Source organism: Streptomyces sp. SYP-A7185, assembly GCF_046103685.1.
GTDB lineage: Bacteria > Actinomycetota > Actinomycetes > Streptomycetales > Streptomycetaceae > Streptomyces.
The window spans coordinates 1581476-1605784 of record NZ_CP122310.1; the positions used below are offsets into that span (position 1 = coordinate 1581476).

General features: G+C 72.9%; 22 protein-coding genes. 4 read left to right on the forward strand and 18 right to left on the reverse strand.

What is annotated here, in order from left to right:
* Positions 1–472: 472 nt before the first annotated feature.
* The gene (locus tag QBL25_RS06725) at positions 473–2194 is read left to right on the forward strand and encodes a GAF domain-containing protein (RefSeq protein ID WP_409056072.1); all 1722 of its coding nucleotides are present in this window, start codon (positions 473–475) and stop codon (positions 2192–2194) included.
* An 11-nt stretch (positions 2195–2205) separates the two neighbouring features.
* On the opposite strand, the gene QBL25_RS06730 is transcribed toward QBL25_RS06725, so the two are convergent.
* The 16 genes from QBL25_RS06730 to QBL25_RS06805 form a co-directional block, all read right to left on the reverse strand.
* Positions 2206–2889, reverse strand: coding sequence for a response regulator (locus QBL25_RS06730; protein WP_409056073.1), 684 nt, complete (start codon positions 2887–2889; stop codon positions 2206–2208).
* Between the two features lie 101 nt (positions 2890–2990).
* Positions 2991–4025 carry a hydrogenase expression/formation protein HypE gene (hypE, locus tag QBL25_RS06735; RefSeq protein WP_409056074.1) on the reverse strand — a complete coding sequence of 345 codons (1035 nt, stop codon included), beginning with the start codon at positions 4023–4025 and terminating at the stop codon, positions 2991–2993.
* Positions 4022–5125, reverse strand: a complete 1104-nt coding sequence (hypD, locus tag QBL25_RS06740) for a hydrogenase formation protein HypD (protein ID WP_409056075.1) — start codon at positions 5123–5125, stop codon at positions 4022–4024. Before hypD ends, hypE begins: the two co-directional genes overlap by 4 nt.
* Positions 5122–5778: a CBS domain-containing protein gene (locus QBL25_RS06745; RefSeq protein ID WP_409056076.1), complete on the reverse strand. Its 657-nt coding sequence runs from the start codon at positions 5776–5778 to the stop codon at positions 5122–5124. Before QBL25_RS06745 ends, hypD begins: the two co-directional genes overlap by 4 nt.
* 17 nt (positions 5779–5795) lie before the next feature.
* On the reverse strand, positions 5796–7127 hold the full coding sequence (locus QBL25_RS06750) for a Ni/Fe hydrogenase subunit alpha (protein WP_409056077.1): 1332 nt from the start codon (positions 7125–7127) through the stop codon (positions 5796–5798).
* Positions 7124–7879 (reverse strand): oxidoreductase, encoded by a 756-nt coding sequence (locus QBL25_RS06755; protein WP_409056078.1) that lies wholly within the window; start codon positions 7877–7879, stop codon positions 7124–7126. Before QBL25_RS06755 ends, QBL25_RS06750 begins: the two co-directional genes overlap by 4 nt.
* A 1-nt stretch (position 7880) precedes the next feature.
* Positions 7881–8687, reverse strand: coding sequence for an FAD/NAD(P)-binding protein (locus tag QBL25_RS06760; protein ID WP_409056079.1), 807 nt, complete (start codon positions 8685–8687; stop codon positions 7881–7883).
* Positions 8684–9148 (reverse strand): Crp/Fnr family transcriptional regulator, encoded by a 465-nt coding sequence (locus QBL25_RS06765; RefSeq protein ID WP_409056080.1) that lies wholly within the window; start codon positions 9146–9148, stop codon positions 8684–8686. The genes QBL25_RS06760 and QBL25_RS06765 overlap by 4 nt, the downstream gene beginning before the upstream one ends.
* A complete protein-coding gene (locus QBL25_RS06770) occupies positions 9145–10296 on the reverse strand; it encodes a 4Fe-4S dicluster domain-containing protein (RefSeq protein ID WP_409056081.1) in 1152 nt (383 codons plus the stop codon). Before QBL25_RS06770 ends, QBL25_RS06765 begins: the two co-directional genes overlap by 4 nt.
* A 131-nt stretch (positions 10297–10427) precedes the next feature.
* Positions 10428–11021 carry a hypothetical protein gene (locus QBL25_RS06775; RefSeq protein WP_409056082.1) on the reverse strand — a complete coding sequence of 198 codons (594 nt, stop codon included), beginning with the start codon at positions 11019–11021 and terminating at the stop codon, positions 10428–10430.
* Positions 11022–11025: 4 nt separating this feature from the next.
* Positions 11026–11547 carry a flavodoxin domain-containing protein gene (locus tag QBL25_RS06780; protein WP_409056083.1) on the reverse strand — a complete coding sequence of 174 codons (522 nt, stop codon included), beginning with the start codon at positions 11545–11547 and terminating at the stop codon, positions 11026–11028.
* A gap of 23 nt (positions 11548–11570) precedes the next feature.
* Positions 11571–12302, reverse strand: a complete 732-nt coding sequence (locus QBL25_RS06785) for a CBS domain-containing protein (protein WP_409056084.1) — start codon at positions 12300–12302, stop codon at positions 11571–11573.
* 13 nt (positions 12303–12315) lie between these two features.
* Positions 12316–15009 (reverse strand): GNAT family N-acetyltransferase, encoded by a 2694-nt coding sequence (locus QBL25_RS06790; RefSeq protein ID WP_409056085.1) that lies wholly within the window; start codon positions 15007–15009, stop codon positions 12316–12318.
* Between the two features lie 98 nt (positions 15010–15107).
* On the reverse strand, positions 15108–15377 hold the full coding sequence (locus QBL25_RS06795; RefSeq protein ID WP_409056086.1) for a HypC/HybG/HupF family hydrogenase formation chaperone: 270 nt from the start codon (positions 15375–15377) through the stop codon (positions 15108–15110).
* A 5-nt stretch (positions 15378–15382) separates the two neighbouring features.
* Positions 15383–17677, reverse strand: coding sequence for a carbamoyltransferase HypF (hypF, locus tag QBL25_RS06800; protein ID WP_409056087.1), 2295 nt, complete (start codon positions 17675–17677; stop codon positions 15383–15385).
* Positions 17678–17689: 12 nt separating this feature from the next.
* The gene (locus QBL25_RS06805; protein ID WP_409056088.1) at positions 17690–18190 is read right to left on the reverse strand and encodes a hydrogenase maturation protease; all 501 of its coding nucleotides are present in this window, start codon (positions 18188–18190) and stop codon (positions 17690–17692) included.
* Between the two features lie 169 nt (positions 18191–18359).
* Between QBL25_RS06805 and QBL25_RS06810 the strand changes: the two genes are divergently transcribed.
* The gene (locus QBL25_RS06810) at positions 18360–19223 is read left to right on the forward strand and encodes a universal stress protein (RefSeq protein ID WP_409056089.1); all 864 of its coding nucleotides are present in this window, start codon (positions 18360–18362) and stop codon (positions 19221–19223) included.
* Between the two features lie 91 nt (positions 19224–19314).
* On the forward strand, positions 19315–20187 hold the full coding sequence (locus QBL25_RS06815; RefSeq protein WP_409056090.1) for a universal stress protein: 873 nt from the start codon (positions 19315–19317) through the stop codon (positions 20185–20187).
* A 120-nt stretch (positions 20188–20307) separates the two neighbouring features.
* Here QBL25_RS06815 and QBL25_RS06820 read toward each other — a convergent pair whose 3' ends face one another.
* Positions 20308–20724, reverse strand: a complete 417-nt coding sequence (locus QBL25_RS06820) for an Hsp20/alpha crystallin family protein (RefSeq protein WP_409056091.1) — start codon at positions 20722–20724, stop codon at positions 20308–20310.
* A gap of 191 nt (positions 20725–20915) precedes the next feature.
* On the opposite strand from QBL25_RS06820, the gene QBL25_RS06825 reads away from it, so the two are divergent.
* Positions 20916–21752 carry a universal stress protein gene (locus QBL25_RS06825; RefSeq protein WP_409056092.1) on the forward strand — a complete coding sequence of 279 codons (837 nt, stop codon included), beginning with the start codon at positions 20916–20918 and terminating at the stop codon, positions 21750–21752.
* Between the two features lie 60 nt (positions 21753–21812).
* Here the strand turns inward: QBL25_RS06825 and QBL25_RS06830 are convergent, their stop codons facing one another.
* Positions 21813–24212: a glycoside hydrolase family 65 protein gene (locus tag QBL25_RS06830; RefSeq protein ID WP_409056093.1), complete on the reverse strand. Its 2400-nt coding sequence runs from the start codon at positions 24210–24212 to the stop codon at positions 21813–21815.
* Positions 24213–24309: the final 97 nt, after the last annotated feature.

Sequence of the window (24309 nt, forward strand, 5' to 3'; positions counted from 1 at the left end):
GTCGCGGGCGGGCAACTCCGGCCCGTGGCGGGCTGCGTCTTCTCCGGTGCATGGTGCCGCTCCGGGGCCTCGGACGCTGCGGGCCATTCGGCCCCCGGAAGGGACATCCGGCCCGACTGGTGCGGGCAGGCCGGTCCGGCTCGGCGAACGGACCGATCGTCCCCTTCGACCGCCGGTGGTCGCTGCGGCCTGCTGGCCGCGAGGCCGACGGGAACACGGTGTTGATCTGCCGTTCCGCCCGTAGGCGGTTGCCCCCCTGCCGGGCCGTACGTGCCGGGCGCCTCGCCCCCGGCCGTCGTGGACCTCGTCGACGCCGGGGTGGTCCTCGGCCGTCATTTCTGCACGCAGCTGGTGGCATGCCCTGGCCGAGAGGTTCTCTGCTGGGTCGGCAGGACAGACACCTCCACGCCCGGATGGCTACTGTGGGAGATACCTGAACGCCCTGTCCGACACAGCCAGGCGGAGGCAGCGCATGGGCGGCGAACGATCGGGCGAAACCGAGCAGTTACCACGGCTGCGGCTCGACGAACTGCACGAAGAGCTTCAGACGCGCATCGACGCGGTGCGTGGTAGCCGGGACAGGCTGCGCGGTCTGCTGGAGGCGGTGCTGTCGGTCGGTCGGGAGCTGGATCTTCCGCAGGTGCTGCGGCGCATCGTCGAGACCGCCGTCGCCTTGGTCGACGCGGAGTACGGAGCCCTCGGCGTCATCGGCGCGGGGAGCAAACTGGACGCCTTCCTGCCCGTGGGCATCAACGAGGAGCTCCGGGCCCAGATCGGCGGTCTCCCCTCAGGGCACGGACTGCTCGGTGAGCTGATCCGGCATCCGGCGCCGTTGCGGCTCCGGGAGCTGTCGGAGCACGCGGCATCGGCGGGCTTCCCGGCTCACCATCCGCCGATGCACTCGTTCCTCGGCGTCCCGATCCGGGTGCGCGACAAGGTGTTCGGGAATCTCTACCTCACCGAGAAGCGCGGCGGGGGAGAGTTCGACGCCGAGGACGAGGCGGTGCTCTCGACGCTGGCCGTCGCGGCGGGTGTGGCCATCGAGAACGCTCGGCTCTACGAGGAGGCACGGCTGCGCGAGCGATGGCTGTCGGCCGGAGCCGAGTTCACCAACGCCCTGCTGTCAGGGACGTCCGAAGCCCACGTCCTGGAGATGATGGTCGAGCGCGCCCTGGCGATCACCTCGGCCGACATCGGCGTGGTGGATCTTGTGGTGGCGGAGACCGAGGCTCTGCTGGGCGCCCTCGCGCTCGGCGAGGGGTCGGCGGTACATCAAGGGCGGCACATTCCCCGTCAGGGGACACTGGCCGGGGCGGCGTTGGACGGCGTCGGGCTCGTCGAGACCGAGGACGTGACCGATGATCCAAGGGTCACCTTCGCTCCGGAGCGGTGGACGGGGATGGGCCCGGCCGTGGCCGTGTCGATGGGAACGGCCGAAGGAGTGCGCGGCGTGCTGGTCCTCGCCCGACGCGCCGGGCGCCCCGCGTTCGGCCGGGCCGAGACCGCACCGCTGCCCGGCTTCGCCGGACAGGCCGCACTTGCCCTGGAGCTCGCCGAGCGGCGGCGCGACGCCGAGCAGATGAGCCTGCTGGAGGACCGCGATCGCATCGCGCGAGACCTCCACGACCTGGCGATCCAGCGCCTGTTCGCCACCGGGATGACGCTCCAGAGCGCCCAGCGCTTCGTCCCACACCCCGAAGCCTCCGAACGCCTGATGCGGGCGGTGGACGACCTCGACACCACCATCAAGATCATCCGCTCAACCATCTTCGGGCTCCGCGCTCACGACGCGCATCCTCTGGCCCACCCCGGCCTGCGGGTACGGATCGCCAAGACGGTGGAGGAAGCGGTCCCCGCCCTCGGCTTCACCCCCGCGCTGAGCATGGAGGGCCTGATCGACACCGACGTACCGGCCTCCGTCGCCGACGACGCGGTGGCCGTGCTCAGCGAGGCGCTCGCCAACATCACCCGGCACGCCCGGGCGTCGGCCACGGACGTCTCGCTCGTGGTGCGCCGGGGACGACTGGTGCTCCAGGTGTCGGACGACGGCATCGGCATCGGTGAGGTCGGTCGCCGCAGCGGGCTGCGCAACATCTCCGAACGGGCCGAGAAGCTGGGTGGCACTCTGGCCGTGCGGAGTGATCCAGGTGGCGGCACACACCTGGAGTGGCAAGTTCCGCTGTCCGGCCGGTGACCCGGGCCTGCTCAACGCGGCTGGTCCGGGTCAAGGTGGGCAGCGATGACCGCGGCTTGGACACGGCGTTCGACGCCCAGCTTCGACAGGAGCCGGGAGATGTGGTTCTTGACCGTCTTCTCGGACAGGTAGAGACGTTTGCCGATCTGACGGTTGGTGAGGCCTTCGCCGATCAGGGCCAGAATGTCGCGCTCGCGTTCCGAGAGGCCGGCCAGCTTGTCGTCCGGGGGCGCCGCCGCCTGGTCCGGCCCCCGCAGCGTGCTCATCAGGCGGGTCGTGGTGGCCGGGTCGAGCAGGGACTGCCCTGCGGCGACGGTGCGGACCGCGTCGATCAGATCGGTGCCCTTGATCTGTTTCAGGACGTACCCGGCGGCGCCCGCCATGATCGCGTCCAGAAGCGCGTCGTCGTCGTCGAACGAGGTCAGCATGAGGCAGGCCAATTCCGGCACCCTGGAGCGCAGCTCACGACAGAGGGTAATGCCGTCGCCGTCGGGGAGCCGGATGTCGAGGATGGCCACGTCGGGGCGCAGGGCAGGACCACGGGCCAGGGCCTGCTGGCTCGTGCCCGCCTCCCCGACCACCGAGATGTCAGGCTCGGAGTCCAGCAGGTCGTGCACTCCCCTGCGCACGACCTCGTGATCGTCGAGGAGGAACACCCGGATCGGGTGTTCCGGCGAGAAGATACGTGCGGTCATGATGCCCCCTGGATGTCGACGGCCCCCTCAGATCATCTCTGCGGGCGATGCCGCGCACCAGGGCCGGATGGCCCCCATGCCACGGCACCCGTGGTCATCTCTCAGCAGATACGCGGCAGTTGCTCGCCGAGCGGCAGGTCCAGGACCCGTCGCGCGCCCAGCAGGGTGCGCACCTCCACCCGCCCCGCGGGGCCCGCCGTGCAGTGGCCGATGCGGACGGCGTGCACTCCGTCGGGCCGTGCCCGCAGTGCGGCGAGCACCCCCTCGGCCCGGTCCGCCGCGACGAAGGCGACCAGGCAGCCCTCGTTGGCGACGACGAACGGATCGAGGCCGAGCAGGTCGCAGACGGCGGCGACGGCCGGGGGAACGGGTACGGCAGCTTCGTCGATCTCCGCGCCGACCCCCGAGGAGCGGGTGATCTCGTTCAGGGAGGCGGCAAGACCTCCCCGGGTAGGGTCCCGCAGACTGTGGACGGCTCCGCCGAACGGGGTGAGGGCCTGGACCAGGCGGTGCAGGGGGCGGGTGTCCGAGGCGATGTCGGTCTGGAAGCCGAGACCTTCGCGGGTGGCGAGCACGGCGGTGCCGTGCAGACCGACCGGACCGGAGAGCAGGATCGCGTCGCCCGGGCGGGCCCCGGCGGCCGAGGGCGTCAGGCCCGGCATCCGGCGGCCGATGCCGGTCGTGTTGAGGAAGAGCCGGTCGGCGGCGCCCCGGCCCACCACCTTGGTGTCACCGGTGATCACGCGGACGCCCGCCCGGTGCGCCGCCTTGCCCGCCGAGTGGAGCACCGCGCGGAGTTCGGCCAGCGGCAGCCCCTCTTCGGCGATCACCGCCAGCGTCAGGGCCAGCGGCGCGGCGCCGCGCATGGCCAGATCGTTGACCGTGCCGTGGACGGCCAGGGACCCGATGTCCCCGCCGGGAAAGGCCAGCGGGCTGACCACGAACGAGTCCGTTGAGACGACGAGCGCGCCGCCACCGGGCACGAGGGCCGCGTCTTCGAGCGGGCCATCCGGCTCATCGCCCAGAGCGGGCAGGACCAGGGTGTCCAGCAACTCGGCGGCGAGCCGCCCACCCGCGCCATGGCCCAACTGGACGCGTTCGTTCTCGTCGTTCGGAAGGGGGCAGTCGAGGTTCATGAGGGTGTGCTCCCGGTTCGTCGCCCGGCGGCGTGGAAGGCGGCACAGGTGCCCTCACCGGAGACCATGGGGGCGCCGAGTGGGGTGCGGGGCGTGCAGCGTGTCCCGTAGGCGGAGCAGTCGGTGGGCAGCCGGGCGCCGGTGAGGATGGCGCCGGCGATGCAGGCGGGGTCCTCGACGGGGTGCGGCCCGCCCACGTCGTAGCGCCTGGCCGCGTCGTACGAGGAGTACTTCGGCGCGAGTTCGAGCCCGCTGGCCGGGAGTGTTCCGATCCCGCGCCAGGCCCGGTCCGTGACGCGGAAGACACGGCCGATGACGTCCTGGGCCGCGGTGTTGCCCGATCGCCGCACGGCCCGCACGTACTGGTTCTCGACGTCGTGCCGGCCCCCCTCCAGCTGGGCGACGGCCATCAGGATCCCTTCCAGCAGGTCGAGCGGCTCGAAACCGGTGACCACGACGGGCACCCGATGGCGCGAGGCGATCGGTTCGTACTGGGTCCATCCCATGACCGCGCACACGTGCCCGGCGGCGAGAAACGCCTCGACCTCGCACTCCGGGTCTTCGAGAAGGGCGGTCATGGCGGGCGGCACGAGGACATGGCACACCAGGAGCGAGAAGTTGGCGAGGCCGATCCGGTCGGCGTGCAGGACGGCCATCGCGTTGGCGGGCGCCGTGGTCTCGAAGCCGACGGCGAGGAAGACCACGTCGCGCTCTGGGTGCTCGACGGCGATCCGTACCGCGTCCATCGGCGAGTACACGACCCGTACGTCGGCTCCGCGAGCGCGCAGGCCGAGCAGGTCGGTGCTGCTGCCGGGGACCCGCAGCATGTCGCCGAAGCTGGTGAGGATGACGCCGGGGCGGGCGGCGATCGCCATGGCGCGGTCCAGGGTCTCCAGCGGGGTGACGCAGACCGGGCAGCCGGGGCCGTGGATCATGTGGATGCCGGCGGGCAGCAGCTCGTCGATGCCCTGGCGGACCAGGGTGTGGGTCTGGCCGCCGCACACTTCCATGAGCCGCCACGGGCGCGTCGCGGTGCGGCGCAGCTCCGCGAGCAGATGTCGGGCCAGGGCGGGGTCGCGGTACTCGTCGAGGTATTTCATCGAGGTGGCGTCCGGACCGGCTCGGCGAGATTCATCCGGACGTCCACCACGCCCTCGACGGCCCGGGTGAGGCGGGCGGCGACGGGGACGAGGGTCTTGTCCCGGATCGTGCCGCCGAGGGTGACCACGCCGTCCTCGACGGCGACCGTGACGGCGCCTTCGGGGAAGAGGAAGGCGACCACGGTGCGGGTCACCTCGTCGGCGATTTCCTCGTCGGTGCGCAGGAACACCTTGAGCAGGTCACTGCGGCTGACCACGCCCTGCAGAATCCCGTGGGCGTCGATCACCGGGAGCCGCTTGACGCGCCGGTGGGCCATGATCCGGGCGGCCTGCGGGAGAGTGGTGTCCGCGTGGACGGTGACGGCGGGGGTGCTCATCACCTCGCCCGCGACCACGCCACCGGCCTTGGCCAGATCGGAGAGGCGGCGCACCTGGTCGAAGCGGGTGGGGTCGCTGTCGCGGAACTCTTCCTTGGGCAGCAGGTCCGCCTCGGAGACCACGCCGATCACCCGGCCCTCGCCCTCAAGGACGGGCAGGGCGCTGACCTTCCACTGGACCATCAGCTCGACGATCTCCTTGAAGGGGGCCTCACGGCCCACGGCGATGACCGTGTGGGTCATCACGTCGCTCACGGTGCGCGGGGAGTGGAGCACAGCGTCCTCCTGAAGGGTCAGGTGCGGTCGACGGTCAGGTCGAGGAAGTGCGTGGAGCAGGAGATGCACGGGTCGTGGTTGCGGATGGCGCGCTCGCACAGCCGCGTCAGCTCGTCGTCCGCCGGGTCGCCACGTTCGATCGCGTGCTGGGCCACGCGGCGCAGGTCGTCCTCGATGGCGCCCTGGTTCTGCGCGGTGGGCGGTACGAGGCGGGCATCGGCGACGGTGCCTCGGGCGTCCAGCACGTAGCGGTGGTAGAGCAGCCCTCGGGGTGCCTCCGTCGCGCCGTGCCCGGTGCCCGCCGCGGGCGGGACGTCGGTGTACGGGCGCCGGGGCGGCTCGTACGCGTCGATGATCCGCAGTGCTTCGCCGGTCGCGTGGACGACTTCGACGGCCCGGACGAGGATCGAGCGGAAGGGATTGCGGCAGACCGCGCCCGCACGGGGGTCGCCGAGCCCGGCCGCGCGCGCCGCCTCCATCGCCGTGGGCGACAGCCGCCTGCCGCCGATCGCGAAGCGGGCGAGCGAGCCGGTGAGGTGGCGGCGCCCGTCGAGAGTGGAGTGCAGCGCCGTGGACCGCGGCAAGTGTTCCTCGCGCACGTGGTCCGGGAAAGCCGGGAGCTCGAAGCTGGTCAGCGTGCCGTCAGCCCGCAGGACGGTGGGCGTGCCGCTCTCGATGGCATACGACTCCGGGTCGGCGAGCGCGAACAGGTCGGCGTCGGTCCGCGCGTCGGGGAAGTCGAAGCCCGCGACCCACTCGACGGTCTGCCAGGCGTCGTCCAGGGCCCGCCGTAATTGCTCGGCCAGCGGTTTCAGCTCCCCGGCCGCCGGAGTGCGGTGGAAGCCGCCGACGCGGACGTTGACCGGGTGGATGGCGCGCCCGCCGAGGAGTTCGAGGATCGCGTTGCCCGCCTGCTTCAGGCGCAGACCGCGTTCGACGTGCCCACGGGCGGTGCGGGCCAGCTCGATCGCGCCGTCGCAGCCGAGGAAGTCCGGGGCGTGCAGGAGGTAGATGTGCAGGGTCTGGCTCTCGATCCACTCGCCGCAGTACAGGAGGCGCCGCAGCTCCCGCAGCTTTGGGTCGACGGTGACCCCGCAGGCGTCCTCGATCGCGGCGCAGGCGCTCATCTGGTAGGCGACCGGGCAGATTCCGCACACCCGCGCGGTGATGTCGGGCGGCTCGGCGTACGACCTGCCGCGCAGGAACGCCTCGAAGAACCGCGGCGGCTCGTAGATCCGCAGCTGCGCCGCCGTGACCCTGCCGTCGTGGACGCTCAGGTGCAGGGCGCCTTCGCCCTCGACCCGGGCGAGCGAGCCGACGCGCAGGACACGGGAGCCGCGGTGCGTCATCGGTGCAACTCCTCGTCGAAGGCGGCGCTGTTGAAGGTGTGCAGGAAGCGGTCGGTGTCGCGTCCGTCCATGCCGTCGCGGCGCAGCACCGGGATCAGGGCGGGCAGGTTCACCGATCCCGAAGGGCCGAAGCAGCCGTAGCAGCCCCGCCCGTACGCCGGGCAGATCGCCCCGCAGCCCGCGTGGGTGACCGGGCCAAGGCAGGGCGTGCCGTGGGCGACGGTGACGCAGACCGTGCCGCGCCGCTTGCACTCGAAGCACACGCTGTGGTCGGCGACGGCGGGCTTGCGTCCGGCCAGGTAGGCGGTGAGGACCTCCAGGAGCTGACGACGGTCGATGGGGCAGCCACGCAGTTCGAAGTCGACGTCCACATGGGTGGAGACGGGGGTCGAAGTCGCGAGGGTGTCGATGTAGTCGGGGCGGGCGTAGACGGTGCGGGTGAACTCCTCGACGTCGGCGAAGTTCCGCAGCGCCTGGATGCCGCCGGCCGTCGCGCAGGCCCCGATCGTCACCAGACGGCGGGAAGCGGCCCGGATCTCGCGGATCCGCTCGGCGTCGGCAGGTGTGGTGACGGAGCCTTCGACCAGGGCCAGGTCGTAAGGGCCGGGGGCGACGGCGCTGGACGCCTCCAGGAAGTGCGCGATCTCCACCCGCCCGGCCAGGCCGAGGAGTTCGTCCTCGCAGTCGAGCAGCGTGAGCTGGCAGCCGTCGCAGGAGGCGAGCTTGAACACGGCGAGCGTCGGCGGGTTCATCTCACAACTCCCTCACGTAGAGCAGTGGTTCGGCCCGGTCCCAGGTGATGACGGGGCCGTCCCTGCACAGCAGCAGCGGGCCGAGCTGGCAGTGGCCGCAGTGCCCGGTCGCGCAGCGCATGTTGCGTTCCAGGGAGACCCGGACGCGGTCGGCGGGCACTCCGCGGTGCAGCAGTTCCCGGGCCGTCGCCCGGATCATCGCCTCGGGGCCGCAGACGAAGGCGGTGGTGTCGTCCGGGGTGAACCGGGCCTCGTCGAGCAGCTTGGTGACCACGCCGATACGTCCCGCCCAGTGTCCGTCGGGTCGGTCGACGGACACCCCTGTGTACGCGGTCTCCCACTGCCCGGTCTCGGTCTTCGCCATCAGGTCGGCGGGAGTGCGGGCGCCCAGCAGGACGTTCAGACGCCCGTAGGATTTCGGTTCGGCCACCGCGGCCCGGACGAGGGGGCAGAGCGGGGCGAGCCCGATACCGCCCGCGACGACCACCAGGTCCTGCCCCGCGGCCGTCTCCAGCTCCCAGCCGGTGCCGTAGGGCCCGCGCAGCCCGAGCACGTCGCCGACCTCGGCGGCGTACAGGCCCTCGGAGACGGCCCCCACTGCGCGTACGGTGTGCGCCAGCCCACCGGTGGCGGACATCGCGCTGACCGAGAGCGGGATCTCTCCCCGGCCGAACGCCCACACCATGGCGAACTGCCCCGGCGCGAAGGCGGGCAGCGGCTCCCCGACCGGCTCCAGACGCAGCGTAGCCGTGTCCGGCGTCTCCGCCCGGCGGGCGACGATCCGGTGTGGAACCGGTACGGCGGTCATCCCCGGACACCGCTACCGCTGCCGTAGGGGGCGTACAGGTCGAGGAGCCGGGTCCTGGCCGACTGGAGACGGTGGGCGAGCACGCGACCCACCCACTGGTTGACGACCGCCCCCAGAGCCGCATCGTTCTCGCACATGAGGCGCACCGCCAACGCGTCGAACTCGTAGGCGCGCACCGGGCTCTGTGCCGCGGCGCCCAGCTGCCAGACGTACGGCGGGAACAGCCAGGACCAGCCCACGAGTTCCCCGTGCCCAAGCGTCTCGATCGCCGGTGAGCGGCGGCCGGGGACGTGCATGTCGAGCACGACGGAACCGGTACGGATGACCCAGAACCGGTCGGCGCGGCCGCCTTCCTCGAAGATCCGCGCCCCGGCCGGGAAGGACACCTCGCGTGCCATCCGCAGCAACCGGTTGCGGTGTTCGGCCGGAAGCGCGCTCATCAGGGTGGTGGTGCTGGTCATCGCTCGGTCTCCTTCTTCCGTGCCTCGGCCTCCTCGTGCAGGGCCGCGGCCTCTTCGGTGATGTCGATGCCGACCGGGCACCAGACGATGCAGCGGCCGCATCCCACACAGCCGGAGCTGTCGAACTGGTCGTGCCAGGTGCCGAGTTTGTGGGTGAGCCACTGCCGGTAGCGGCTGCGGCCCGAGGAGCGCACCGGACCGCCGTGCACCTGGGAGAAGTCCAGGTCGAAGCAGGAGTCCCAGCGCTGCCAGCGCTCCGCGTGATTGCCGGTGAGATCGGTGACCTCCTCGGTGGTGGTGCAAAAGCACGTGGGGCACACCATGGTGCAGTTGCCGCAGGTCAGGCAGCGTGCGGCCACGTCGTCCCAACGGTCGGCCTCCAGGCTCGATCCCATCAGCTGCCGCAGGCTCACCGGCGGCATGGCCCGGCCCATCTTGTCGACGGCCTCGGTGACGGCGGTGGCGGCCGCGTCCCGGGTGGTGGCGTCGGCCGGGACGCGCGGGACCTTGGCGAGCAGTTCCGCGCCCGCCTCGCTGCCCACCCGTACGAAGAAGCGGTGGCCCGCGTCGTCGACGACCTCGGTGAGCGCCAGGTCGAAGCCCGTGTCGACGCCGGGGCCGCTGCCCATGGAGACGCAGAAGCAGGTCGCACCCGGTTCGGTGCATTCGGCGGCTATGAGGAACGCCCCCCTCCGGCGTTCCTCATAGCCGCTGTCCCGGTGGCGACCGCCCGTGAGCACCCGGTCCTGGACCGCTATGGCCCGCAGGTCGCAGGGGCGCACTCCCAGGAAGGCGTACGCGGGACGGTCGGCGCCGTCCGTGGTGAGTGCCACCGTGCCGTCGGGCGCGCGGTCCGCGCTCCACAGCCGCTCGCGCTGCGGGTGCAGGAAGCTCTTCCAGGACTGCGGCCCGGCCGAGTGCGCGAAGGCGGCCCCGTCCTCGCGGCGCCGCAAGCGGTAGTGCCCGGCCTCCAGTTCCACGCCCCAGCCGTACGGGAGTTGTTCGGCGGAGTCGAGTTCGGCGAGGACGATCGCGCCGTCGCCGACGGTGGGCCCGACGACGGTGTATCCGTCGGCCCTCAGTTGCTCCACGAGGGCGTTCAGGCCCTCCCGGTCCAGGACTGCCGTGGCTCCGACGGTCGTCGTCATGTCGCTCCTCCCACGCTTCGGGGCAGCTCACCACCCTGCTCACCAGGGCTCTGTCCACTCCCCAGGATCGAAGAGGCGTGGCGCCGCGGGCAGGGGCCGAGCGGCCCTGCCGGGGCCCGGTCGGCCCCGGTTCAGCTCTCGCCGCCGGACCACCGGGGCGCGGTCCGCGCCCAGTCCCGCTCCCACTCGGCCATCCGCCGACGGCAGGACACGACGCGCGCGGTCATCCAGATGCCCCAGGTGAACGTCCAGACCATCAGGGCGGCGCCGCAGCCCACGGTGATCGCGGTGCCCCACTGCACGTCGGTGGCCATGGGGGCGGCGGTCGCCCTGCCGCGGGCGTCGAGCCAGAGCCCGGTCCGGCTGCCCGCCGTGGCACCGGCCGGAACCTTGGCCGTGGCCGTGCGCACCCTTCCGCCACGGTCGGTCCAGCGCACCGTGACCGGGTGGATCGCTCGGGAGCTCGTGCCGCCGACCGCGGGAGCGTCCTCCAGCAGGGTGGCGGACACGACCCGGCCCTCGGCCCGCTGCCGTGCGGCCCTCGTGTGCAGGGTGTCGTACGTGAGGGCCCCGGCGAACACCCCGGCCAGCGGGCCGCCGATCAGCAGCACGGCGGCCAGCAGCACGCGCGTCCACGCCTCGACGACGTCGCTGCGGCGGCGCAGCGGGTTCCTGCGCCATCGCCACCCCGCGCCCCGGATCCGGAGCCGCGTCGGCGCGTCCATGGTGTCAGCGCCCTTCGGGTCCCACCACGGCCTCCTCGCGAAGCGTCGCGGCGATGTGCCGTGCCCAGGCGGCGATCCGTGCGAAGTCACGGAAGTCGCCGCCCTTCCCCGACGTGATGATCATGTGGGCGACCCGGCCCTTCGCTCCCTCGACGAGACGGCCGCCGAAGGTGACGTGCTCCTGGGCGTCGAGCCGGACGAGGGCACGGCGCGCGGCACGCACCGGCGGGATGTCCCGCTCGCCGGCCGACGTGTCGAGCGGACCGCTGCTGAACAGCCACACCGAAGTCCCCTCCAGAGCCCGGGCGTTGCGCCGGACGAAGCGGCGGGCGTCCCTGAGCCAGCGGCCCGCGTACAGGGCGCTGCCGAGCACGACGGCGTCGTACGCCCGCACGTCGCCGACCTGGTCGGCCTGCCGCGTGTCGGACTCCAGGCCCTCCTCCCGCAGGACCTCCGTGACGGTCCGGGCGATCTCGGCCGTGGAGTGGTTCTTCGTCGCGTAGGCGACGAGCACCTTGATGGTCATGGTGGTCGGCCCCTCCTTCGTGCTCAGAGTTTGCGCAGCCAGTCGTCGGCCACGCCCTTCAGGGCCTGGTCGTCGGGCCGGAGGTGGGAGTCGTCCAGGCGGTAGGTGAGCTTGTCCACGACCGCGACGACTCCGTCGATCTCCCGGGTCATGTGCACCGCGATGGGTATCTCGCTGCGGCGCTCCAGCTGCCCCTCCAGGGTCACCACGCCGTTGCGCACGTCGACGTCGATCGTCTGCGGCGCCAGCCACAGGGCCTGCACCAGGACCTGCTCGATCACCTCGTGGCGGATCGCGTCGTCGGGGCGCAGGAACACCTGGAGCAGGTCGCGCCGGGTGACGATCCCGACCAGGCGGTCCTCGTCGTCGATGACGGGCAGGCGCTCCACCTTGTGCTCGGCCATGAGGCGGGCGCCCTCGGCGATGGTGTTCTCGGCGTGCACGCAGACGGGAGGCGTGGACATCAGCTGTCCCGCGGTCCGTGCCGTGGCCTTGGTCTTCGCCGTCCGTGCGGTGGGCGTGATCCGGGGCAGCCGGAAGCGGCTCGGCCGCCGGTAGGGGTCGGGAGCCTTCGCCTCGCGCACGAGCAGGTCGGTCTCGGAGATCACTCCGATCACCTTGTCGTCGGTGTCGATCACGGGAAGCCCGCTGATGCGGTGCTCGGCGAGCAGCTTGACCACGTCCTTGAACGGGGTGGCGTACCGGGCACTGACGACATCACCGGCCATCACGGATCCGATCTTGCTGTGCTTCATCGCACTCTCCTTTTCAGCGCAGTCGGCGCAGGTACGGGTCGTGGGCGGTCCGTGGCAGCAGGCGTACGCGCGCGTCGAGCGCCGTCACGCCGCCGGGCCGTGCCAGGACGGGGTTGAGGTCGGCCTCGGCCAGCTGCGGCAGGTCGCAGGCCATCCGGGACAGCCGGTGCAGCAGTTGCTCCAGGCCTTCGAGGTCGACGGGGCCGCTGCCTGCGTGCCCGAAGAGCAGCGGGGCGCAGCGCGGCGACGTGATCAGGTCGTGGACGTCGAGGTCGGTGAGCGGGGCCAGGCGGGCCGCGTGGTCCGCGAGCAGTTCCGTGGCCGTGCCGCCGAGTCCGAACAGGACCAGCGGGCCGAACACCTCGTCCTGGACGACGCCCGCGAACAGCTCTGTGCCCCGCTCGGCGAGCGGCTGGACCACCACTCCGGACAGCAGCCCGGCGAAGCGGGTCTCGAAGTCCCGGAACGCGGCGCGTACATGGGCGTCTCCCCGCACGTCGAGGTGGATGGCGCCCTGCTCGCTCTTGTGCAGCAGTCCGGGCCAGTGCGCCTTCAGCACGACCCGGCCGTCCGGGCCGCGCAGCCGCTCGGCGGCGACGACGGCCTCGTCCTCGGTCTCGGCCCAGGCCCAGGGGAGCTGGGGGATGCCGTAGCAGGCCAGAAGCTCGGCGCAGGTGCGCGGATCCAGCCATCCCCCTTCGGGGTGACCGGTCAGCCAGGCCTCGGTCACGGCGTGGGCGTGCGCGGTCTCGACCCCCTGGAGGTCGGGCTCGCTGCCGGAGGGCCGGGCCAGCCACCGGGCGCGGCGGACGGCGTGGGCGAGTGCGCGGGCCGCTGCCTGCGGATCGGCGTACGACGGCACGGGGCCGCCGGTCGTGGTGGGCAGCAGGCGGACGGGCAGGGCCTGGTCGAGGTGGACCGCGGCGACCGCTCCGGCGCGTCGGCCGGGTGCGTGGGTGAGGGCGCGGGTGAGGTCGTCGCCGGTCGCCGCGGCGACCGCGGTGGGCACCAGCACCACCAGGACCGCGTCGACGGCTCCGGACAGGGTCAGCCGGTCCACGCAGCTCCTGAGCTGTTCCTCGCTCACGGCGGCGGTGGCGTCGACGGGGTTGGCGGCCGAGGCTCCCTCGGGCAGGACGGCGAGCAGCTCGTCCATGAGGTCGGTCGCGAGCGGCGGCAGGGTGAGCCCTTCTTCGGCGCACGCGTCGGCCGCGAGGACTCCCGCCCCGCCGGCATTGGTGACGATGACGACACGGTTCCCGGCCGGTGCGGGCTGCGAGTGCAGCAGGGCGGCGGTCTGGACGAGTTCGCCGATCGTGCGGGTGGCGGTGATGCCCGCCTGGGTGAACAGCGCCTGCCGGGTCATGGTCCGCGTGGCGGCCGCGGCGGTGTGCGAGGCGGCGGCCCGCCGGCCGGCCTCGGTGCGGCCCGCGTCGACGGTGAGGACCGGCATGCGCCGGCTCACGCGCCGCGCGGTGCGCGAGAAGGCCCGCGGGTTGCCGAAGGACTCCAGGTGCAGCAGGGCGAGGTCCGTGACACCGTCGCGCTCCCACCACTGGAGCAGGTCGTTGCCGCTGACGTCGTACTTGTCGCCGAGCGAGACGAAGCTGGAGACGCCGAGGCCCAGGCGGGACAGGCCGTCCAGCAGAGCGATGCCCACACCCCCGGACTGCACGGCCACGCCTGCTGTGCCGGGGCGCGGGTGGCGGGCGGCGAAAGTCGAGTCCAGCGACACCGCCGGGTGGGTGTTGGAGATACCGAGGCAGTTCGGCCCGACGAGCCGCATGCCGTAGGTCCGGCAGGTGGCCAGCAGCGCCGCTCCCTGGGCGGCGTCGAGACCGGCCGTGACGACCACCAGGGCCCGTACGCCCGCCTTGCCGCACTCCTCCGCGGTGGCGGGCACGGCGGGCGCGGGCACCGCGATGACCACCAGGTCGGGGACCTGGGGCAGCGCGGCGACCGACGGGTAGGCGGGCACGTTCATCAGGAACGACACGCTCGGGTTCACGGCGAAGAGCCGCCGGGTGAAGCCGCCGGTGCGCAGATTGCGCAGGACGGCCCGGCCGACCGAACCGGCCTTGCGGCCCGCGCCGACCACGGCCACCGACCCGGGCCGCAGCAGCGGCCGCAGACTGGCCACGTCGGCGGCGCTGCCGCGTGCTTCGACAGCCGCCAGGTAGTCCTCGTCCTGCTCCAGCCGGATGGTGCAGCGCACCTCGGGGCCGTCGAAGCGGCGGGCGGTGCGCAGGCCCAGATCGGCGAAGACCTTCAGCACCTCGTGGTTCTCGGCGAGCGCGTCGGCGGTGAAAGCGGTGATGCTTTCGGCGCGGGCGGCGGACACCAGGTGTTCCAGGAGCAGGGTGCCGATCCCGCGGTGGTGCAGGCCCTCGGCGACGGCGAGCGAGATCTCGGCGGCACCGGGGTCGCCCGTCCTCTCGTACTCGGCCAGGCCGATGACCTGGTCCTTGGTCTCGGCGAGCAGGGCCCGGTAGCCGGGGCGAGGAGCGGCACAGGCGCGGTCAGCGGCCTGTGCGGCGGACCGGCGGCTCGCGGCGAAGAACCGCAGCCGCAGGTTCTGCGACGACATCTCCTCGTAGAGCCCCTGCACCTGGGAGTGGTCCTCGGGCCGGACGTCCCGGATGCAGGTCGTCGTCCCGTCGGCGAGCAGGGCGTGGACCGGAGGTCGGCTTCGCTCGTCGTGCGTCATGTCGGGCCTCCTGACGGCGGATTGACCCTTGGAGGATCGGCCGGGTCGGGTGGCGTGCCCCAGGGGCTGGCAGGGCACGGCCCAGGGGCCGACCGGCCCTAAGTGGAGGTTCCGGGCAGGGGGCGGCCCAGTTCGGCCTCCACCGCGCCCGTCATCGCCCGCAGCACGTCCAGGGTCCGCTCGGCCTCGGCCTCGTCGACCTCGGTGATGGCGAATCCGACGTGCACGACGACATAGGTGCCGACGGTGGCCTCCGGCGTGTAGGCCAGACACACCTCACGCCGTACGCCGCCGAAGTCGACCGTGGCCATGCGCAGTCCGGCGTCGTCCCAGATTTCCAGGACCCGCCCGGGGATGCCCAGGCACATCGCGCTCACTCCCTCCCGAGCCGGGCGGCGGCGACCGCGGCCTGCCCGTAGCTGATGCCGCCGTCGCCCACCGGAACCTTCCGGGCGACCAGCACGCGCAGGCCCCGCGCGCGCAGCCGGCGGCCGACCTCCGTGAGCAGCCGGCGGTTGACGAAGCAGCCTCCGGCGAGGCAGACGGTGCGCGGGGCCCCATCCGCCACGGCGTGCGCGACCAGTTCGGCGGTGACGAGGCCCAGGGTCTGGTGGAAGGCCGCGGCGAGCGACGCGACGCTCTCGCCGGTGTGCTGCCGTTCCAGGAGATCGGCCAGGGTCGGGCCCGGGTCGTACACCCACAGACCCTCCACGCGGACCAGGCGATGTGCCAGTGGCAGGGCGCGCACGTTGCCCGCCGCCGCCTCCAGGGCCGCGGCGGCCTCGCCCTCGTAACTGACGGTGTCGGCCAGGCCAAGCAGGCTCGCCACCGCGTCGAAGAGCCGTCCGGCGCTCGAAGCGCGCGGTGAGTTGACGCCCCGGGCCACCATGGAGCGCAGGACAGCGGTTTCCGCCGGTTCGAGCCGCTCGTTGAAGCCCCGGGTCAGCCACGGGTAGGGGCGAGGGCCGCCCAGCATCTCAGTTCCGTGCAGATATCCGAGCGCCATCCGGTACGGGTGCCGGACGGCGGCCTCGCCGCCCGGCAGCGGCGCGGTCGCGAAGCGTCCCACCCTGCGGTAGCCGGTCAGGTCGGCGACGAGGATCTCCCCTCCCCACAGCGCCCCGTCGTCACCGAGTCCCAGACCGTCGTAAGCGACTCCGACGAAGGGGGTGCGCAGTCCGTGCTCGGCCGCGCACGCCGCCACGTGGGCGTGGTGGTGCTGGACGGGGACGCGGGGCAGCGACCGGTCCCGCGCCCATTGGGTCGACAGGTATCCGAGGTGCAGGTCGTGCGCGACGGCCTTCGGGGTGATGCCGGTGAGCCGGACGAGTTGGTCGTAGCCATGCGTGAAACCTTCCAGCGCGGCGGCGTTCGCCAGATCCCCGCCGTGCGGGGAGAGGTGGGAGCGGTCGCCGTCGGCCAGCGTGAACGTGTGCTTGAGCTGGGCGCCGACGGCCACCAGAGGTACGGGGGTGGCGACCGGCAGCGGCAGGGGCGCGGGCGCCAGGCCCCGCGCCCTGCGGACGGTCAGGACGGTGCGGCCCACGGCCTGGACGACCGAGTCGTCGTAGCGGGCGCGGATCTGACGGTCGTGGGTGAGGAAGCCGTCGGCGACCGCGTCCAGCGAGCAGTGGGCTCCGGTTTCGTCGGTGGCGATCGGCTCGTCGGCGAGGTTGCCGCTGGTCACGACGAGCGGGCGGGCGAGTTCCCGGAGCAGGAGGTGGTGCAGCCCGGTGGTGGGCAGGAACAGGCCGGTCCGGCGACGGCCCGGATGCACATCCGCCGCGAGAATACTGCCGCGTGCGGCGAGCAGTACGACGGGGCGTGCCACCGATTCCAGGGCGTCCAGTTCGAGCCGTGACACACGCGCCAGCTCCCGCGCGCCGGTGACGTCCTGGACCATGACGGCGAACGGCTTGACCGGCCGGCGCTTGCGTTCCCGCAGCGTCCGGACCGCCGCCTGGTCGGTGGCGTCGCACACCAGCTGATAGCCGCCGAGCCCCTTCACCGCGACGATGCCTCCGCCTTCGACGGTCTTGACCGCGGCGCGCAGGGCGGCCTCGCCGCGGAGGTCGCCCCAGGACAGCTGCGGCCCGCAGTCGGGGCAGGCGAGGGGTTCGGCGTGGAAGCGCCGGTCGGCGGGGTCGGCGTACTCCGCCGCGCAGGCCGGACAGAGCGGGAAGTCCCGCATCGTGGTGCGGATCCGGTCGTACGGCAGGTCCTCGACGACGGTGGCGCGCGGACCGCAGTCGGTGCAGTTGATGAACGGGTGGCGGAAGCGGCGGTCGGTCGGGTCCAGCAGCTCGCGCAGGCATGCCTGGCAGATCGCGGCGTCGGGCGGGATCTCCCGCGGCCCGTGGGCCACGGCGTGGCCCACGTCGCTGCGCCGGATGGTGAAGCCGGACGCCGGCGGCGGAGCGGGCTCTCGTGCGGGAGTCACGCACACCTGCCGGACCTGCGCCAGTGCGGGAGTCTCGGTGCGCAGCCCGGCGGTGAACTCCTCGACTGCGTCGGGCGATCCGGCTACCTCGCCGACCACACGCCCCTCGGCGTTGGCGGCCCATCCGTCCAGCCCGAGGCGGGTGGCGAGCCGGTGCACGAACGGGCGGAAGCCCACCCCCTGCACGGTGCCGAACACCTCGAAGCGGAAGGTGCTGCGCTCGGGCATGGCCGCTCCCCCTCAGCCGTGGGCGGCGGCGTCGCGGTGCCGCACGATCTCGCCCTCGACGTCGTCGGCAAGCGGTTCCACCACCGCCCCGACGCTCGGTGACAGTCCGGTGCCCAGGGCGCTGTCGGCGCCTTCCACCGCGTACACCACGAGCCGCTTCGGCAGTCGGCCCAGAACGCGGGCGAGTTCGACGGCCTCGCCGAGCCCGAGCCCGTGGGAACTCGTCGTCCGTGGCCGGTCCAGTTCACCGGCGTCGAGGGACAGCCGGTGCACCAGCCCGGGCCGGCCGGGGTGCCCATAGGCGGCGTCCACGATCACCGCGAGATCCGCGCCCTCCCACAGGCCGATCAGCCGGGCGGGGTCACCGTCGCACGCGGCCAGGACCGTGCCCGGCGGCAGGGGACGGCCGGCCGCGCGCTCGCGGAGGCGGGCGATCACCCTCCAGCCCACGCCGTCGTCGCGCCGGAACTCGTTGCCGACGCCGATCACCGCGATCCTTGTCCGGACGGACATCGCGCCTCCTTCCGCCGGGCCGTACCACCACTGTGCGGATACGCGGCCGGCCGCGGCAGGGGCCGAATGTCCTTTGCCGGGGCCGGTTCGCCCCTCCCCGACCGGCCGGGTGGGTGACACCGTCTTTCGCAGAGCCCCTGCCGGGGGCATGCCGAAAGGTGGTGGCACGGTGGACAAGCCGCTGATCGTCGGGGTCGACGGCTCCGACCCGAGCCTGCAAGCACTGGACTGGGCGGTGGACGAGGCAGCGGCGCACGGTGTTCCGCTGCGCGTCGTCCACGCCTCGCGGTGGGAGTGGTACGAGGGACACGAGCCGTCCTTCGGCATCAACCGGTCTTCGGTGCAGGTCCTTTCGGACCACATCGTGGCCTCGGCGGTGGAGCGCGCGCGGCGCCGCGGCGCCGCCGTGAAGGTGACGGGCGAAGTGCTGCCGGAAGACCCGTCCCTCGCTCTCGTACGGCTCGCTCCGGACGCCGGGGCCCTCGTGGTCGGCAGCCGGGGGCGCGGCGAACTCGCCGAACTGTTGCTCGGCTCGGTCGGCCTCTCCGTCTCCGCGCACGCGACATCACCGGTGATCGTCGTACGCGGCCGTGAGGAGAGCCTGGCGGGCAGCTTCCGCACCGTCGTGGTCGGCATCGACGACCCCGAAGAGGGTTCCCCCGCAGTGGAGTTCGCCTTCCGCGAGGCACGGACCCGCGGCGCCTCGGTCGCCGTCGTCCACGCCTGGCGCTGCCCGGCCCTGGAAGTCCCCGACTTTCCCACGATGGTCCGCGACGAGCACCAGAAGCGTGCCTCCGCCCAGGTCGAGGCGGCCGTACGGGACGCGGCCGCCGCCCACCCGGACATAGAGGTCCGCCGCCAGAGCGCCGAGGGCCATGCGCGCACGGTGCTCCTCGACGCCTCGCGCACGGCGGATCTCGTGGTGGTCGGTGCCCGCCGCCGCAAGGCACACGTCGGCATGCAGCTCGGCCCGGTCAACCACGCGCTGCTCCACCACTCGCTCTGCCCGGTGGCCGTGATCCCGCACGTCTGAACACGCACCCGCGTGCGGCGACCCGGCCGCCGACGCCGCCGACCGGACCTGGACGGGTCGGCGCTCCGACCGCACCCCGGAGGTGCTCACCATGCCCATGCGGCACATGATCACCGCAGGCGTCGACGGCTCGCCCGAGAGCCTGGCCGCCTCCGACTGGGCGGCCCGCGAAGCCCTGCGCCGAGACGTTCCGCTCCGCCTGATCCATGCCTTCGACCAGCCCGAGGAGCGCAGCCGTCTCCCGGAGATCGAGGTCCCCTTCCGCCGCGAGAGCGGCGCGCTCGACCGCGCCGCCCGGCAGTTCTCGGACGCGTACCCGGCTCTGGAGATCGTGCGCGAGCAGGTATCCGGGGAGCCGGCGCGGTCTTTGACGGCAGCGGCGGAATCCTCCGCTCTGCTGGTGCTCGGCTCCCGGGGCTTCGGCGCCCTCGCCGGCGTCCTGGTCGGCTCGGTGGCTCTGACGGTCGCGGCCCGGTCGGCCTGCCCGGTGGTCCTGGTGCGGACAGCGGGCCGTCCCCTGGGCGAACCCGAGGAGCCGACGGACGAGCCGGGCCCTCCGGTCGTGCTCGGCCTGGACCTGGAGCGGCCCTGCGACGAGTTGCTGGAGTTCGCCTTCGCCACGGCGGCCGGCCGCCGCGCGCCGCTGCACGTCGTGCACGCCTGGTCGATGCCGCTGGTTCCCTCCGCCGATGCCGCCGATGCCGCCGGTGCCACGGAGCCCGGCGTGCTGAAATCCCGTCACCTCACGGCAGCGCTCACCCCCTGGCGGCACACGTTCCCCGGCGTACAGGTCACCGAGCGGCTCGTGCACGGTCTTGCCGGCCACCATCTCGTGAAGTCCGCTGCGGACGCCTGCCTGCTCGCCGTCGGCCGCCGTGTTCCCGCGGGGGCGCATCTGGGACGGACCGCGCACTCGGTGATCCACCACGCCCGGTGCCCGGTCGCGATCGTTCCGCACGCCTGAGGGGTCCGCTACGCCTGAGGGGTCCGCTCCCGCTTGACTGCGCTCACAGCGGCGCGCGAAGCGCCCGCGCAGCCGCACCGACTCGACCGCGCGGGCTGGTGCGGCACGCGCGCACCGCGCTCAGATGTGCCGCACCGGAATGGCCCGGCTCGCCGTCTTCCCTTCCGGCACCGGGACCGTGACGGTCAGAATTCCGTCTTTGTAGTCGGCGCTCGCCTCGTCGCCGCGGGCGCCGGCAGGCAGCCGGACGGCACGGGCGAAGGTGCCGTAGCGGAATTCCGAGTGGTGCTTGTCCGGCGTGACGGCCGCGCGCTCGGCGCGCAGCGTCAGAACGCCGTCCGCTACCGTGATGTCGATGTGCTTGGCGGCGTCCATGCCGGGGAGTTCAGCACGCAGGGAGTACGTCCCGTCCGTGAGGGACTCCTCGATCCGGATCCCGTGCACCCCGGGCGCCGGGTGCAGCCCGGGAACCCCCGCCTCGATCCAGCCGAACAGGTCCGGCAGCGTCGTGGGCATGCCCTGCAACCTGTCGATCATGCCGATCATGTTCCTCTCGCCTCCGTTCTTCCGTTCTGTTCCCGTCCTTCTCGTGTCCAGCGTCGCGCGGCCGTCCGGTACCGACGAGAGCCGGCCGGGCCCCAGAGGTGCCCGACCGGCTCTGGCGCCCGGACGAGGCGGCCAGCAACGTAGGAGGAGAGGCTCGCTCCACCACGAACGGGGGAAGCGCCATGCGACGTTCAGTGATCGTGGGTGTCGACAGCTCACCACGCAGCCGGGCCGCTGCCTTCTGGGCGGCCCGGGAAGCCGAGCGGGGCGGTCTGCCGCTGACGGTGGTCCACGTGTCCGCCCTCTCCCCGGACGAGCTCGCCGAGCTCTGGCCGTACCGTCCGGTGCCCCTGCCCGGCAGGTTCGTGGCGGAGCTCGCCCGGCGCCATCCGGAGTCGGACATCGAGGGCATACGCCTGACGGGGCAGGCGACGCGGACCCTGCTCGACCTGCCCGCGCCCGCGGACCTGCTGGTGCTGGGCACGCGCGGGGCCGACGGCTTCGCCGGGCTGGCCCTCGGCTCGACGGCCCTGGGCGCCGCCGAGGCCTGCCGCTGTCCGGTGGTCCTGGTCCCGGGCGGGGTCGTCGCCGGGCGCGCCGACTCCCGGTCCGACGTCATCACGCTCGGCATCGATGCGCGCGCTCCGGTCGACGCCGCCGTCGACTTCGCCTTCGATGCCGCACGGCACTCGGGCCGGTGGCTGCGCGCCCTGCACTCCTGGGCACTCCCCGCTTCCGCGGCGGCCCGGACACCGTTCCCGGTCCCGGAGAGGGACCGCGCCCGCTGGGAGGACCAGGAGGAGCAGCTCCTGTCCGACGCCCTGCGGCCGTGGAAGGAGAAGTACCCGCGCGTCCGGGTATGGCCGGACGTCGTGCTCCAGTCCCCGGCCGATGCCCTGGTGCGTGCCTCGGCCCGGGCGGAGCTGATCGTCGTCGGCCGCCGGGACACGCGGCTCGGCCCCGCGGCGAACGCGCTCGTCCACCACAGCCGCTGCCCGGTCGCCGTGGTGCCCGAGTGACCTGAGCGTCCCGAGGGGCCAAGAGCTGCTTCGGCAGGGCGCGTTCACTCCCGCCCGTCGTCAGTCCGGCAGTACCAGGTCGCAGGATTCCCCCGGCGCGACGGAGACGGTCCGGCCCGGCAGTTCGATGTCGATGGGCGAACGGTCGGAGGACGGCACGGCGATGTGCAGACTGCCGGGCCGCATGCGCAGCCGCACACCCCAGTGGCCCTGGTAGCGCAGGGCGAAGCCGTACTCGGACAGTTCCGGGAGCGGCACCGGGTCCAGCCACAGGGCGCCTCCGCGTGCCTCCAGACCCGTCAGGCCCCGCTGCACGAGGTCGAGCGTGCCCGCCATCGCGCCGAGGTGGATGCCCTCTCCCGTGGTGCCGCCCTGCAGATCGGCGATGTCCCCCTCCAGCGCCTCCTGGACGAACTTCCAGGCCCCCGCACGCCGCACCCTGGCGAGGACCCAGCCGTGCACGAGGCCGCTGAGCGTGGAGCCGTGGCTGGTCCGCCGCAGGTAGTGGTCGACGGTGCGCTGCCAGGTGTCCGGGTCCAGCGCGTAGCCCAACCGGTCAAAGAGTCCCCGCAGTTCGGCCGGCGGGAAGAGGTAGCCGAGCATCAGCACGTCGGCCTGTTTCGAGGCCTGGTACCGGTTGACCGTGTCGTTCTCGGCCTCCAGGATCCGGTCGAGGCGGCGGATGTCCCCGTAGCGGGCGCGGTAGCCGTCCCAGTCCAGCTCCGCGAGGTCTCCGTAGCCCGCGAACTGGCTGATCACCCCCTCGTGGAACGGCACATGGAGGGTGCGGGACACGTCCTCCCACAGTTCGATCTCGCCGCCGTCGAGCCCGATCCGCTCCACCAGTTCCCGCCTGCGCGGTTCCGGCAGATCACGCAGCACGTCCAGGGCCCGGGCCAGGACCCAGGTCGCCGTGACGTTCGTGTACGCGTTGTCGTCGAGCCCCGGCCGCGAGGCGTCGGGATAGGCGTCGTGGTACTCGTCGGGCCCGACGACACCACGGATCCGGTGCCGGCCCAGGCTCTCGTCGTACGTCGCCGAATCCGCCCAGAAGCGGGCGACCTGCAGCAGCATCTCGGCGCCCTTGGTGTGCAGGAACTCGGCGTCCCCGCTGGCCTCGCAGTACCGCCACACGTTGTACGCGACCGCCGACCCCACATGGTGCTGGAGCCGGGAGTGGTCCGGCAGCCAGCGCCCCGAGCGCGGGTTGAGGTGCAGCTGCTGTGTCTCCTCCCGCCCGTCGCTGCCGCTCTGCCAGGGGAACATCGCCCCGGCCCGGCCGGCGTCCCGTGCCGCGGCGCACGCCTGCTCCAGGCGCCGGTGCCGGTAGGTGAGCAGCGCCCGGGAGACTTCGGGGAAGTGCAGGTTGAGGTAGGGCAGGACGAACAGTTCGTCCCAGAAGACGTGGCCGCGGTAGGCCTCGCCGTGCAGTCCGCGGGCGGGCACGCCGACGTCCAGGTCGGCGGTGTGCGGGGAGAGGGTCTGCAGGACGTGGAAGTGGTGCAGGCGCAGGATGCGGCCCGCCTCACCGGGTACGTCCAGCTCAGCCCTGCGCCACAGCTGGTCCCAGGCGGTGAGGTGTGATTCGAGGAGTTCGTCGAAGCCGGGCGCACGGCTCACTCGGTCGACGGCCGAGTGCAGGGGGTCACTGATCGCCGGATCGCGCGAGGTGTGCAGCGCGACGGTCTTGTCGACGGTGACGGTGCGTCCCGGCTCCAGGCCGAGTTCGAAACGCTGGGCGGCCCGGCCCGCCTCGTGCGTGGTCGTGGCCCTCGCGGCGCCCGCCGTGGTGCGGGCGGCCAGGCCCACCCGTACGTCGGAGGTGGTGGTGCGGCAGCGCAGCCACACGGTGTCGGCGGCGTCGCCGTCTCCGGTGTGGACGTGCGTCAGGTGCCGGGAGTTCAGTTGCCGGTAGCGTTCCACACCGGCGTTGGTGACGGTCCCGTCCAGAGCCGCCTCGACCTCCAGGGCGCCGGGCGGACCCTCCAGAGTGAACTCGGTCCGCAGCAGGGCGAGATGCGGGTCGGCCATGTGGACCACCCGCAGCTGACGCACCGCCAGCGTCCGCCCCCGCCCGTCCTCGTACCTCAGGGAGCGTTCCAGGAGGCCGGACTGGACGTCGAGGGACTGCCGCAGCGCAACCAGCTCGGGGGAGTCCGGGGTGAGCCACTCCCCCACCCCCTCGGGGGTCTTCAGCCGGTAGTGCAGGGGCAGCCAGTCGGGCAGGTTGACCATGTCCTCGTTCTCGATCCGGCGGTCCGCGACGTGCGAGGTGAGCCGGTTGTAGCAGCCCCCCGCGTACGTCCCCGGGTAGTGCACCTCGTCCGCCGGGCATTCGGGTGCCGCCCCCCGCGTGGCGAAGTAGCCGTTGCCCAGCGTGCACAGCGACTCCCTGAGCCTCTCGTCCGCCGGATCGTATCCCTCGTACTCCCAGACCCAGCTCCCGATGGGCTCCGTCATGGTTCTTCCCCTCCGTCCAGAAGTTCCCGGACACCTCACCGGCCTCGCGGCGGAGTCCCGTTCGAGGTACGGGGGTCACGAGCACCCCCGTCCCGTA

What these genes read in the sequence shown, in the direction of transcription:
- QBL25_RS06775 (WP_409056082.1), bottom strand. Translation starts at nt 11,021, where the DNA reads ATGGACGCGCCGACGCGGCTCCGGATCCGGGGCGCGGGGTGGCGATGG.
- QBL25_RS06765 (WP_409056080.1), bottom strand. Translation starts at nt 9,148, where the DNA reads ATGACCAGCACCACCACCCTGATGAGCGCGCTTCCGGCCGAACACCGC.
- hypF (WP_409056087.1), bottom strand. Translation starts at nt 17,677, where the DNA reads ATGCCCGAGCGCAGCACCTTCCGCTTCGAGGTGTTCGGCACCGTGCAG.
- hypE (WP_409056074.1), bottom strand. Translation starts at nt 4,025, where the DNA reads ATGAACCTCGACTGCCCCCTTCCGAACGACGAGAACGAACGCGTCCAG.
- hypD (WP_409056075.1), bottom strand. Translation starts at nt 5,125, where the DNA reads ATGAAATACCTCGACGAGTACCGCGACCCCGCCCTGGCCCGACATCTG.
- QBL25_RS06805 (WP_409056088.1), bottom strand. Translation starts at nt 18,190, where the DNA reads ATGTCCGTCCGGACAAGGATCGCGGTGATCGGCGTCGGCAACGAGTTC.
- QBL25_RS06785 (WP_409056084.1), bottom strand. Translation starts at nt 12,302, where the DNA reads ATGAAGCACAGCAAGATCGGATCCGTGATGGCCGGTGATGTCGTCAGT.
- QBL25_RS06760 (WP_409056079.1), bottom strand. Translation starts at nt 8,687, where the DNA reads ATGACCGCCGTACCGGTTCCACACCGGATCGTCGCCCGCCGGGCGGAG.
- QBL25_RS06770 (WP_409056081.1), bottom strand. Translation starts at nt 10,296, where the DNA reads ATGACGACGACCGTCGGAGCCACGGCAGTCCTGGACCGGGAGGGCCTG.
- QBL25_RS06815 (WP_409056090.1), top strand. Translation starts at nt 19,315, where the DNA reads ATGCCCATGCGGCACATGATCACCGCAGGCGTCGACGGCTCGCCCGAG.
- QBL25_RS06725 (WP_409056072.1), top strand. Translation starts at nt 473, where the DNA reads ATGGGCGGCGAACGATCGGGCGAAACCGAGCAGTTACCACGGCTGCGG.
- QBL25_RS06730 (WP_409056073.1), bottom strand. Translation starts at nt 2,889, where the DNA reads ATGACCGCACGTATCTTCTCGCCGGAACACCCGATCCGGGTGTTCCTC.
- QBL25_RS06795 (WP_409056086.1), bottom strand. Translation starts at nt 15,377, where the DNA reads ATGTGCCTGGGCATCCCCGGGCGGGTCCTGGAAATCTGGGACGACGCC.
- QBL25_RS06755 (WP_409056078.1), bottom strand. Translation starts at nt 7,879, where the DNA reads ATGAACCCGCCGACGCTCGCCGTGTTCAAGCTCGCCTCCTGCGACGGC.
- QBL25_RS06780 (WP_409056083.1), bottom strand. Translation starts at nt 11,547, where the DNA reads ATGACCATCAAGGTGCTCGTCGCCTACGCGACGAAGAACCACTCCACG.
- QBL25_RS06790 (WP_409056085.1), bottom strand. Translation starts at nt 15,009, where the DNA reads ATGACGCACGACGAGCGAAGCCGACCTCCGGTCCACGCCCTGCTCGCC.
- QBL25_RS06820 (WP_409056091.1), bottom strand. Translation starts at nt 20,724, where the DNA reads ATGATCGACAGGTTGCAGGGCATGCCCACGACGCTGCCGGACCTGTTC.
- QBL25_RS06825 (WP_409056092.1), top strand. Translation starts at nt 20,916, where the DNA reads ATGCGACGTTCAGTGATCGTGGGTGTCGACAGCTCACCACGCAGCCGG.
- QBL25_RS06830 (WP_409056093.1), bottom strand. Translation starts at nt 24,212, where the DNA reads ATGACGGAGCCCATCGGGAGCTGGGTCTGGGAGTACGAGGGATACGAT.
- QBL25_RS06750 (WP_409056077.1), bottom strand. Translation starts at nt 7,127, where the DNA reads ATGACGCACCGCGGCTCCCGTGTCCTGCGCGTCGGCTCGCTCGCCCGG.